Genomic DNA, 11,881 nt, shown 5'->3' with positions numbered 1-11,881 from the left:
GCAATACCTCCAAAAAATTTCTTCTATTTTAGCTTTTTAGGCTTGAATTTTGACTGAATTTATGCAATATTTTACTGATTCTATATAACTTTCAACCCTTGCTTTAGATTGATACGCAATATCAAAAGCAGTTCCATGATCTACACTAGCACGGATGATTGGCAAATTTAAACTAATATTAATTGAGCGATCAAAATATAACGCCTTAAGCGGTGCTAAGCCTACATCGTGATACATGGCTATTAGACGATTAGTAGATTTTAGCGAATTTGGGGTAAATGCAGCATCAGGTACAAGCGGACCGATAAAAATTTCTTTACCGATTGTAGCATTGGCTGCTTTTATAGCCATTTTTATCTCTAATTCTTCTTTGCCTCCAATAGTTCCATTATCACTAGCATGAGGATTAAAGCCTAAAACACCTACTTTGCTAAATTTAGTTGAAGCATAAAAGTCTAATAAAAAATTTTTAACTTTATTAAATTTAATCTTTTTACTAACATCTTTAAGTGGCGTATGATCACTAAATAGTGCAACATAAAGCTTCTCGCAGCCTAGCATCATAATAGCACTAGTTTTAAAATAATCACTTAAGGCATCAGTATGGCCTTTATATGGAATCTTAGCTTTTTTCCAGCTCTCTTTATTAATTGGCAAGGTTACAAGAGCGCTAGCCTTTCCTTTAGTAGTAAAATTTAGTGCATTTTCAAAGCTAATAAATGAGAATTTGCCACTTTTTTTGCTTACTTTACCTGGCTTTATCTCAAAATCATCACCACACTCATAAATCTCAAAATTCTTTGGAATATTGATATTTAAGATTTTAGCTGCTTGGTTTAAAAGCTTAGAGTTTATAAAATATATTGGTTGGCAAATTTTACTAATCTCTTTATGAGCTTTTAACGCAATCTCAATTCCAATGCCATTTATATCGCCTACACTAATTGCAATTTTGGGTTTCATTTGATTAACTCTTTCATATCTTTTATAGCTTGGCTTAATCCAGTAAAGATTGAGCGAGCTATAATGCTTTGACCGATATTTAGCTCAAAAATCTCTGGGATATTTGCTATTAAACCTACATTTTGGTAATTTAGTCCATGGCCTGCAGCGACATTTAGTCCTATATTTTTAGCAAATTTAGCAGCCTTTTTTAATCTATCTAGCTCAAATTCAAGCGCCTCTTTAGCATTTGTATGTTCTAATGATTTTATACTAAATTTAGTCTTTGGAATATTTGAATACGCCATTAAATAGGCATTGGCAAAGCTTCCAGTATGCAATTCAATAGTATTAGCTCCTAACTCTTTAGCTGCTATTATATCATCTGAGTTTGGATCGATAAAAAGTGAAACATCAATTCCAGTCTCATTCATAGCTGCTATGGTACTCGGTAGTTCTGGACTAGCTAAATTTAATCCACCCTCAGTAGTTAACTCTTCACGCCTCTCAGGAACTATCGTAGCACGATGAGGAGAGAGCTCTAGTACAATATCAGTAATAGCAGTAGCGCACTCTAAATTTACTGGAATAGTACAAAGATTTATAATATTTATAGTATCTGTATCATCTATATGTCTGCGGTCTTCACGCAAATGTATTGTGATCTGATCTGCGCCAGCATTAATAGCAGTAAACATTGCATTTAAAATATTTGGATCATTTACCCTTCTAGCTTCTCTTAATACAGCGACATGATCGATATTTACACCTAGTTTCATATTTAATCCTTATGAGTTTATATAGTTTTTTTGTTCTTTAAAATATGGTTTTAACGCTTCATACGCTAGACCAATTTTTTGAAATTTATCTGTATAGTCTTTTTGAATTTTATCTGATTTAGTAGCGTGACGATCTGGATGATAAACTTTAGTTAAATTTAAATAACTTGCTCTAACCGTCTCATAATCATCACCAACTTCACACCCAAGCGTATGAAAATGCTCTTCTAAAAGACTAGCTAGCATACCAAATCTTCGTTTATACTCTTTAGAATTTAGCACATTAAAACGGCGTTTAAATCGCTCAAATTCCTCTTTATCGTAGTTGAAATTTACTACATATTTAAGATGCTCTCTGCTATTTATAATATTTGAAAGACTCTCTATATCTCTTAGACTTTGCGGAGTAAAAAGCAGCCAATTTTGTCGTGGGTAATATTCACAATTTGCATCATTAAAACCACGCATTAGGTATTTAGCAAATAACTCCTCGCTATTTTTTAAATCAAATAGCACTTTTAACTCTTCAAATCTGATATCTATATCTATTAACACCTGAAGCGAGGTCGGATTTTTATAGACTAGCTTGATATTTTTATGATGAGTTAGCCAAAACTCTACTCCGCTACCGACAGTTTTTTTATATAAATTTGCTATAAATTTTAGCAAATATTTACGCTGGATCAGCTCATTTTCGCTATAAAATATAATAATTCTATCACGAGTACCAATCACATTAGCAAAACTTTGGCGAATTTTATAAATAAGATTTAGGTACAGATCGCAATCATCAGTTACTATAGTAATTGACTCTAATGTCTGTGTAATCTTCATTTCAAGCCCTATCTTTTAATTTTAGGCTTTTAAAGCAAATTGCGTTCCATTAAAACTATGAATCTACCCAAATAGTAGGTTCATCTAACTCACAATACTCTTTTAGAATTTGATATGGTTTGTAGTCGCTTTTATACTCTAAGCTTTCACAATTTTTGACATAAAATCCTAGATAAATCCACGGAAGTTTATGCGCTTTAGCTAATAAAATTTGGTTTAAAAGCGAATATTTACCAAGGCTTAAATACGCATAATCTGTATCCCAAAAGCAATAAATCGAGCTAATTCCATCGCTAGTAATATCAATTAAATCTACACAGATTAGACTATCTTTATCATAATAATCTACCTCAAAGCCAAACTCTCCAGCACCATCTACATAAACACTAAAATAGCGTTCATAACTCATTTGATGATACTCCCAGCCTCGCTTATTTTGCATAAATTTATGATATTTTTCATATAGATTTATATGTTCTTGGCTTAGATGTGGGCGAGTTACTACAACATCTATACCAGCATCTTTATTTTTACGGATTACTCGCCTTAAACTTTTAGTTAATTTAAATTTTTGAGCGTCTATTCTTAAGCTTTGACACTCATTGCAATCTTTACAAATTGGCTTGGAAAAATACTTGCCAAATCTTCTATAACCATGCTCTACTAAAGCAGAATTATAAGCATATGACGCTTCATAAATATATTTATAGCTACTTCTAGAAGAACGACCCTTTAGATACGCACAAGGCGTATCTAAAGTACTAAATTCAATCTCAGTCAAGCTTTTTTATATCCGAATATTTGATAAATTCCATAAATTCATCTCTTAGTCTAGCCTCTTTATCAGCTATTACCTCTGGCTCAGAAAATATATCTTTAAACTCATCACGGTTTGGATTTGGTTTTGGTCTTGAAACTGGGGTTTGAGTCTTTTGCTCTTTAACCATCTGCCCTTTTATCTCTTTTAAACTATCTAAAAAATCCATAAATTACCCATTTTCTCTACTAGATTTTACTTTTTGAATCGCTGCTGTAATAGCTGCAATGACCTCTTCTTTGTTCTCTTGATTATGATCGTGAGTATTTTCTAAGATATCTTGAAGTCTCTCTTCAATATAGCTAGTATCAAAAAATCCTCTTCTAAAGTGTCTTCTTTTAGATATAGCTAAAAGAAATGGCAGTGTGGTTCTAACACCCTCGATTGTAAACTCATCTAAAGCACGCTCAAGCTTACTTACAGCCAAATCATAACTTCTAGCTTTTACTATTAGTTTAGCTACAAGCGAATCATAAAATGGCGGTATAGAGTATCCTTGATACATATGACTATCTACCCTTACACCAGGGCCAAGAGCAGGGAAATAACCTGTGATTTTACCAGGACTTGGAGCAAAATTTTTCCATACATTCTCAGCTGTAATTCTAGCCTCTATAGCAACACCTTGAGGTTTAACTTCTGTTTGATCTATATCTAGAATTTCCCCTGAAGCAATGCGAATTTGTCTAGAGATGAGATCGACTCCTACTATCTCCTCAGTTACGCCGTGTTCGACTTGAATTCTAGTATTCATCTCCATAAAATAGAAGTTATTATAATCATCTAATAAAAACTCAATTGTCCCCGCATTAGTATATCCAACAGCCTTAGCTGCTGCAACTGCAGCCACACCCATTCTCTTACGCAAATCTTCGCTAATAGTAGGACATGGCGCAATCTCGATAACCTTTTGATGGCGTCTTTGAATAGAGCAATCACGCTCACAAAGGTGAATTAAATTACCATAGTTATCACCCAAAATTTGAAATTCAATATGTCTAGGTTTTACAATTAACTTCTCCATAAAGACTTCATCGTTATTAAAAAATGCCTTAGCCTCTCTTTTGCAACTCTCATAGCTACTTTCTAAATCTTTAGGATCCCATACCTCTCTAATACCACGACCGCCGCCGCCGCCGCTTGCTTTTAAGATTACTGGATAGCCTATTTTTTCAGCTTCTAATTTTATAGTTTCAATACTTTCTTTATTTAACGCTTCAGTACCTGGCACAACTGGAATACCATTTTTATGCATTAGATTTCTAGCGATATTTTTATTACCCATTTTTAGTATTACTTCAGATTTTGGCCCAATAAATGTAAGACCAGCATCTTCAACCATCTTAGCAAATTCATAATTTTCACTTAAAAATCCATATCCAGGATGTATAGCATCAGCACCACACGCCTTAGCTACTTCTACTATTCTAGCAGCATCTAGGTAGCCTTTAATCGGGTCTTTGCCTATCTCATATGCCTCATCAGCAACTTTTACATGAAGTGATTCTTTATCAGGTTCAGTGTATATGGCTACATTTTTGATATGTAAATCTTTACACGCTCTAACGATTCTAACAGCTATTTCGCCACGATTGGCAATCAAAATTTTATATATCATAGAATTACCTTTAAAAAATTTTCCATTCATTGTAGCTAAATTTGGATATTTTTTAGCTAAAAATAGAAAAATAAATTTAAATTTTAAATAATGTGTTACAAATGTTTGGTTTAATGAGGTTTTGTCAATCTATTTATGGCAATGAAGCTATTTATAAAAGATTACTACGCCTTGTGTTTAGGCGTAGTACTAAAACTAACTTATTGTAGCAGCTTTAAGACATTTTGCTGTACAGCATTTGCTTGACTCATAGCGTAGCTTCCGCTTTGGGCTAGAATGTTATATTTAGAGAAGTTTGCACTCTCACTAGCAAAGTCTACATCTCTTATTTGAGATTCAGCTGATTTTACATTTACTTGGGTAACTGTAATGTTATTTAGCGTAGCTATTAATTGGTTTTGTACTGAACCTAGGTCAGCTCTTAGCTTGTCTAGACTTTTTCTAGCTGATTCAGCTACATCAACCATAGCCTGAGCACCACCATATGTATTTACGCCACCAGCTTGATCAGCTGTACCATATACATTAGAGAAACCGCCATTGAAAAATCCCATTGCTTTAGCTGTTTCAAAGCTAATTGTTCCACCATTCATATATTTTAAATTTACACTAGCTTGATTAAATACAGTTGAAGCTACACTTGCTAAGCTAATTGCATTACCGCCAGTTGTAAATCCTGAAAATGTAGATAGATTAGCTATACCAACTTTAATATCTCTAGCATCTTGGCGGATAAATGTAAGCTGACCTAATAACAGAGCTCCACCATTTGCGCTACCATTTGAGGCACCAATTAAATCTCCACCCATAACCGTATAACTATCTGAGAATGTTCCTATCTTGATGGCTCTACCATCTTTAGTTGCTAAAACTAATCTACCGTTATCTAGACTTGCTTCTACTCCGGTTTCATCTTTTTTAGCGTTGATTGCACCGATTAGAGCATTGTCGGCATCATTAACTTGAGTTTTAATATTTCCTATTGTTACACCATTAATAGTTAAATTTTGAATTGTACCAGCCTTAACTGCAACGCTAAAAATTTGAGTATTATTTGCCTCTGCCCTTACGCCGGTTTTATCCGCTGCACCATTCATCATTTCAGCTATTGCTTTGTAGCCATCTGTTTGCAATACTGTTCCAGATAATGTTTGAAATGTAAAACCATTAGGATAGCCGTCTACTCCGCTTAGCTTTACTGTAAATTCAGTAGCGGATACTGCTGAATAATTAGAAATTATCGTATTATTCATGGTCTCAAACCTAGTATGCCCAATTGTATTTGAGTTTGTAGCACCTATGCTTACTTTAGCAGTTTCGTTGCTATAAGCACCAATTTGGAAGTTTTTGTTTGAAAAATTTCCATTTAGTAGTTGTTGGCCATTAAAGCTTGTAGTAGTAGCTATCATATCTAGTTCTTCAAGAAGTCTGCTAATATCATTTTGAAGTGCTCTTCTAGAATCAGCATTTTGACCATCTTGAGCTGCTTGGATAGCTTTGGTTTTAATAGTATCAAGTATTTTAATCTGTTCATCCATAGCTTTATCTGCAGTTTGAATGATACCTACAGCATCATTACCATTAGATATGGCTTGACCTAGGGAGTTAGCTTGAGAGCGAAGACTATCAGCAATCGCCATACCAGAAGCATCATCAGCTGCTGTTTGAATTCTAAGGCCTGAGCTTAGGCGACCAAGAGAGCCAGTAAGTGCTCTATCATTTACTACAGAGTTAGCATGCGCATTTAAGGCTGCTACGTTTGTATTTATTCTAAAACCCATTATAAATCCTTTTATAGAAATATTATTAAGTTATAAAAGCCTTAAGCAAATGGTGTTCCAAAGTTTTGGTAAAAGTTTATAATATTCCCTACTCTTGTGCGCTAAGAGGCAAAGCATAGTATTGCACTCCAGCTATCTCAAATTCACGCACAAACTCTCTAAACTCTCTAAACTCCTTAGCAGTTAAATAAAATTCATACATACATCCAGTCTCGCCATATCGCTTGCTAGTCTCTAGTCCTTGCCTCTGGCTATAATGATCAAACCTAGAAAGCAATGCAAATGGTACAAATATGCTCACAATATCTCTTATCTCATAGCGTTCTAGCTCTGCGGCATTTATGGCTAAATTTGCACTACTTCCATACGCTCTAACTAACCCACCAACACCAAGCTTTACACCGCCAAAATACCGCACCACTAACAGCGCAGTGTCTATTAAATCAGCTCCACGCAAAGCATCTAGGCACGGTGGTCCTGAGCTTCCTTTTGGTTCGCCATCATCGCTACAGTTTTCTACAATCTGAAAATACTTATTATAATACCTATACGCCCAGACTATATGAGCAGCCTTTGGATTGTCTGCTTTAAGCCTAGCACGCAACTCTTCAAACTCGCTAAATGGACATATATAACTAGCAAAGCTTGATTTTTTGATATCTTGCTCGTAGCTGTAGCACTTTTTTACTAGATACATTTTGTATAATAACTCAAAGTTGTATTGCCAAATTTACGACTTTTATAAAGTGCAAATTTGCCTATGTTTTGTGAAGGTTTATGGCTTGAGATATGCTCTATTACCACTATATTGGCCTCTAGTTTTTCTAGCATTTTATAAAGTTTTTCATAAATTCCACTAAATCCATCTCTAATATCAAATGGTGGATCAGCATAAAGAATAGTTTTTTGCTCTATATTTTGAGCAAGAATCTTTGGTGTTAGCTCAAATGTATCACCATGCAATGCTACTAAGGTCTCATTTCCATCATCATTTAATATACTAAAATTTTCACTTAAGCTATTAAATGCTGCTCTATCAAGCTCTATAGCATAACCTTTTTTAGCGTAATTACTAACCGCAGTCGCAGCCATTAATCCACTTCCACCAAATAATTCTATAAATACCGAACCATAAATCTCACCCTGCAGGCTATTAAATACAGACTCTTTTACTATAGATTTAGTACTTCTAGTTGTGCTTAGGCTTGGCAAAGATAGCTTTTTGCCTTTAAATTTACCACTAGTGATAGTGGTGGTTAGATTATTTTTCATATTCATCTTTTATTATTTTAATTAGCTCAGCCTTGAACGCATCGACTAAATCACCCACTCTACGCTCTAGGCTACTTAGCTCGCTTGATTGTATTTTGCCGCTTATTTGCATCGCTGAATAGAACTCACCTAGCGTATTTAATAGCACATCTTTACTAAAAGGCTCGCTAAGATATGGCGAATCATCACTTATGATAAAGACTGGCTTGCTACTTTGCAATGCTCTATCACTCACTATAAAATCGCAATCTTTTTTTGTGGTTGCATTTGAACCTAAAAATAGCCTTAAAGTCTCAGCTAAAAGCAGACACTCACAATCTATACAAACTCTCATTACCCTACTCCTTTAAAGCCTAAATAGTATCAAAATATCTATAAATTTGGTATAAAATTTGCTTAAAATCTAGATAAATCTATGAATTTGCTATAAAATTTGGTAAAATTTGACCGATTTAGCATATAACCAATTTACTAAAAGGATGCAAAATGGAAATTTTCAAAGCAGCAGCCCAGCAGCAGCTAGATATGGCAGATACTGCCAGTTTTAAGCAGCAGTTTAATCCACAAACTAGAGAGGTAGAAAATCCAAATCTCCGCCAAGACTCTGCAGCGCAAAATGGAGCCAATGAGCACCTAACAAATGAGCAAATTCAAGAGATTTTAGCCCAAACTAACGATAATCTAAGCCTACTAAATACAAATATTAGATTTGGCTATAATGATAAAATCGATAGTATGTTTGTCAATGTTTTAGAAGCTGATACTGGCACAGTAATCCGCAAAATCCCAACTGATCAGGTTATGAAGCTTACTGAGCATTTTAGAGACATCGTGGGTATGATATTTGATAAAAAGGAATAAAAATGGCAATCAATACTGAAAAATCACAATTAGGTGTCGGTAGTGGCAATATCCTAAGCTGGGATACAATAGATAAGCTAAAAGAGGCTGATACAAAAGCACTTGTAAAGCCACTGGAGACTAAAATTCAAGACAATCTAACTAAACAAAAAGACCTAACAGCAATCACTACATTACTTAGCACATTTAAGGCTAATGTATCAAATTTAACAAGCGATAACACATATCTAAGGCGTGATGCTAACGCCACAGGTAGCGGTAGTGTAAGCGTAACGGCAAATGCAGGTGTAGCTGAACAAAATATGAGCCTAAGCGTACAACAATTAGCTACTCACGACTCTTATCAATCTAAGACATTTGACTTAAGAAATGGTACAGTATTTGATAAAGATGTTAGCTTTGGTATCAGCATTGGTGGCAAGGATTATGTGATAAATGCGGACTCTAGCATCACGCTAGAAGGATTAGCTGAAAAGATAAATGAAGCTACTGAAGGTAAAGTCCAAGCTAAAATCCTAAATGTAGGTGGCGCAGCTGGGGCTGAGTCATATAGACTAGTAATCCAATCAGCTGAGACCGGCTCAGATAATGCGATGAGCTTTTATGCTATAACAAGTGGAACTAGCGGTGGTGCATCACACACTAGTACAGATAGTACTCTAGAAGCTTTAGGATTTTACTTTGATAAGGCTAATACTACTGGGACAAATACAGATAGCCATGGCAATACAATTCAAAGATTAACATTAAAAAAACCTGATGATATAAAAGATAAAGGCGATAATGTAGGCTCTCAATTAGATGTTGCCAAAGATGCTAAATTTAAATACAATGGTATAGATATCACTAGAAGTTCAAATAAAGTTGAAGATCTAATCTTAGGTGTGAGCTTAACTCTAAATAAAGTAGATAAAGCTGGTGAGAGTACTAATGTAAATATCACCCAAAACACTGATGGTATCCTAGAAGATATCCAAGCGATGGTAAAGTCATATAACTCACTAATAAATAATATAAACGAAGCTACCAAATACGATAGCGAAACTGGCCTAGCTGGTACATTCCAAGGGGTAAGAGAGATCACATCTATCACCACAGAACTAAATAAAATAATAAATGGCGTAAGCAAAGATGGTAAATCTTTGGCTGATTTTGGTATCACGCTTACTAAAGATGGAATACTAACTCTAGATTCATCAGTGCTAAACGATATGATAAATACTAAATTTGATGAGTTTAAAAGCTTCTTTAGCTCTGAGACTAAATTTACAAATGTTACAGCATTTGGGGATAAAAAAATAGATTGGAATGAAGATATAAAAGGCACATTAACAATTAATGGGGTAGATATTACAATTGATATTCCAAAAACCAATACAGGTACAACCCCTTGGGATGAAAAAGCCAAGAAAAACGCCCTACTAAAAGTTATAGCAAACGCTAGCGGCCTAAGCGATATCTCAGCTTCATTTGACAAAGATGGCAAACTAGTACTAAAAGGCTCAGGTGGCATTGATATTGAGATTAAAGGTAATAGTGATTTCTTAACTAAACTAGGCCTAAAAGAGCAAAAGCTAGATGGTAAAACTGAGATTATAGGCGGATTCTTTAAAGGATTAAATGATACTATAAATGGCCTAATTGGCACTAATGGTACTCTAACAACTTATGAAGAAAACCTAACAAACTCGCACAAATCTCTAACTGAGTCTAAAGAACAACGCCAAAAAGAGCTAGATACTAAATACACTACAATGGCAGAAAAGTGGTCACAATATGATACTATCATTGCTAAGCTAGAATCTCAAATGAATACTGTAAATGGTATGATCGAGGCTGCAAGAAATGCTAACAAGTAAAGGAACAGTGATGGCATCATCAAATGCTGCATATGCAGCCTATAATCAAAATAATATGGGGATTGACTCCCCACAAAAACTCATCTCTATGCTATATGAGGGGGTTTTGCGTTTTATCTACCGTGCTAAAAAGGCTATGGATGAGGGTGATATAGAAAATAAGGTGCTATTTTTAAATAAAACAAATGCGATATTTTTTGAGCTAATGAATTCGCTAGATATGAGTCAAGGCCAAATCAGTGAGTATCTCCAAGGGTTATACAGCAGACAAATTCAGCTAATCTCAGAGGCTAATATCACAAACGACCAAAGTAAATTAGATGAAGTCGTCCATGTAACAAGAGAGCTTTTAGAAGCGTGGAGAGATGTAACAAAGGATGATAAATGAGTTGGCTCAATGATTTTAAATCCGCTTTGGTAAGTGAGAATTTAGATAGGATAGAATACCTTATAAACAACTACCCACCAAAGCTAGCCCCAGATGAGCTAGAGTGTACGGCTGCACTTTTAAAGAGTGCGGCTGAGCTTTTTCGTACTAAGCAAAAAGAGCTAGAAGCTGAGCTAAATAAGGTTAAAAAAGCCAAAAAATATGACTTTTAATAGCTTTTGACTTGCTAAACTAGCTAGATTATTAAATTTAAGATTTAGCTAGTTTATAAATTATATAAGTATCAATTTAGGTAAATTTTTAAATAAAAAAATAGGTGCGACTATAAGCCGAGTTCTGTTATGATGGCCATTTATCTAGATTTGATTTTAGATCAAATTCAAGCGAAGGGTTGAATATAAGACTCCAAACCATCCCTTCTTGCTGCGAGTTGGGTTTACATAGCTGCTTGCATCTCTGCTAGCACTGGTGGGCTCTTACTCCACCGTTTCACCATCACCGCTAAAGCGGCAGTTTACTTTCTGTTGCACTATCCCTTGAGTTACCTCAGCCACCCGTTAGGTGGAACTCTGTCTTATTGCAGCTCGGACTTTCCTCAAGGCTTTAACCTTGTGACCATCCATCGCACCAATGTAATTTTATCAAAATCGAACTTAAAATTTATAATTAATGTAGAATTAATTAACTCTTTTTTAGTAAAATTTAACTAAATTTAATTTTTTATATTTTT

14 protein-coding genes and 1 other RNA gene are annotated in these 11,881 nt (G+C 34.7%); 4 read left to right on the top strand and 11 right to left on the bottom strand.

What is annotated here, in order from left to right; all coding sequences use genetic code 11:
- Positions 1-36: 36 nt before the first annotated feature.
- From pdxA to CIGNP91_RS04510, 10 genes are all read right to left on the bottom strand, one after another.
- Positions 37-963: a 4-hydroxythreonine-4-phosphate dehydrogenase gene (pdxA, locus tag CIGNP91_RS04555; RefSeq protein WP_086226185.1), complete on the bottom strand. Its 927-nt coding sequence runs from the start codon at positions 961-963 to the stop codon at positions 37-39.
- A complete protein-coding gene (locus CIGNP91_RS04550) occupies positions 960-1,721 on the bottom strand; it encodes a pyridoxine 5'-phosphate synthase (protein ID WP_086224710.1) in 762 nt (253 codons plus the stop codon). The genes pdxA and CIGNP91_RS04550 overlap by 4 nt, the downstream gene beginning before the upstream one ends.
- A gap of 9 nt (positions 1,722-1,730) precedes the next feature.
- Entirely contained in the window at positions 1,731-2,555 is an 825-nt protein-coding gene (locus tag CIGNP91_RS04545) for an adenylosuccinate lyase (protein ID WP_086234092.1), read from the bottom strand.
- Positions 2,556-2,610: 55 nt separating this feature from the next.
- Entirely contained in the window at positions 2,611-3,336 is a 726-nt protein-coding gene (locus tag CIGNP91_RS04540) for an arginyltransferase (protein WP_086253507.1), read from the bottom strand.
- Complete coding sequence (locus tag CIGNP91_RS04535) at positions 3,329-3,541, bottom strand: hypothetical protein (RefSeq protein WP_086253506.1); 213 nt, start codon at positions 3,539-3,541, stop codon at positions 3,329-3,331. Before CIGNP91_RS04535 ends, CIGNP91_RS04540 begins: the two co-directional genes overlap by 8 nt.
- Positions 3,542-3,544: 3 nt before the next feature.
- A complete protein-coding gene (locus CIGNP91_RS04530) occupies positions 3,545-5,020 on the bottom strand; it encodes an acetyl-CoA carboxylase subunit A (protein WP_438939281.1) in 1,476 nt (491 codons plus the stop codon).
- 170 nt (positions 5,021-5,190) lie between these two features.
- The gene (locus tag CIGNP91_RS04525; RefSeq protein WP_086253505.1) at positions 5,191-6,771 is read right to left on the bottom strand and encodes a flagellin B; all 1,581 of its coding nucleotides are present in this window, start codon (positions 6,769-6,771) and stop codon (positions 5,191-5,193) included.
- A gap of 88 nt (positions 6,772-6,859) precedes the next feature.
- Positions 6,860-7,468 (bottom strand): YigZ family protein, encoded by a 609-nt coding sequence (locus CIGNP91_RS04520; RefSeq protein WP_086224716.1) that lies wholly within the window; start codon positions 7,466-7,468, stop codon positions 6,860-6,862.
- Positions 7,459-8,043, bottom strand: coding sequence for a 16S rRNA (guanine(966)-N(2))-methyltransferase RsmD (gene rsmD, locus CIGNP91_RS04515; RefSeq protein WP_236848373.1), 585 nt, complete (start codon positions 8,041-8,043; stop codon positions 7,459-7,461). Before rsmD ends, CIGNP91_RS04520 begins: the two co-directional genes overlap by 10 nt.
- Positions 8,033-8,377 carry an ornithine carbamoyltransferase gene (locus tag CIGNP91_RS04510; RefSeq protein ID WP_086224718.1) on the bottom strand — a complete coding sequence of 115 codons (345 nt, stop codon included), beginning with the start codon at positions 8,375-8,377 and terminating at the stop codon, positions 8,033-8,035. Before CIGNP91_RS04510 ends, rsmD begins: the two co-directional genes overlap by 11 nt.
- Before the next feature lie 152 nt (positions 8,378-8,529).
- Here CIGNP91_RS04510 and CIGNP91_RS04505 point away from each other — a divergent pair, with 152 nt between their 5' ends.
- The 4 genes from CIGNP91_RS04505 to CIGNP91_RS04490 are packed head-to-tail and all read left to right on the top strand — an operon-like array spanning position 8,530 to position 11,363.
- Positions 8,530-8,904, top strand: a complete 375-nt coding sequence (locus tag CIGNP91_RS04505; RefSeq protein WP_086238655.1) for a flagellar protein FlaG — start codon at positions 8,530-8,532, stop codon at positions 8,902-8,904.
- Positions 8,905-8,906: 2 nt separating this feature from the next.
- Positions 8,907-10,763, top strand: a complete 1,857-nt coding sequence (gene fliD, locus CIGNP91_RS04500; RefSeq protein WP_086253503.1) for a flagellar filament capping protein FliD — start codon at positions 8,907-8,909, stop codon at positions 10,761-10,763.
- A 10-nt stretch (positions 10,764-10,773) separates the two neighbouring features.
- Positions 10,774-11,151, top strand: coding sequence for a flagellar export chaperone FliS (fliS, locus tag CIGNP91_RS04495; protein ID WP_086224721.1), 378 nt, complete (start codon positions 10,774-10,776; stop codon positions 11,149-11,151).
- Entirely contained in the window at positions 11,148-11,363 is a 216-nt protein-coding gene (locus CIGNP91_RS04490; RefSeq protein ID WP_086224722.1) for a hypothetical protein, read from the top strand. Before fliS ends, CIGNP91_RS04490 begins: the two co-directional genes overlap by 4 nt.
- Positions 11,364-11,460: 97 nt before the next feature.
- Here the strand turns inward: CIGNP91_RS04490 and rnpB are convergent.
- Positions 11,461-11,782, bottom strand: an RNA gene (gene rnpB / locus CIGNP91_RS04485) — RNase P RNA component class A.
- Positions 11,783-11,881 lie beyond the last annotated feature (99 nt).

Origin of the sequence: Campylobacter sp. P091, from assembly GCF_002138935.1 — a bacterium.
GTDB classification, from domain to species: Bacteria; Campylobacterota; Campylobacteria; order Campylobacterales; family Campylobacteraceae; genus Campylobacter; species Campylobacter devanensis.
This window is presented reverse-complemented; position numbering and strand designations above follow the sequence as displayed.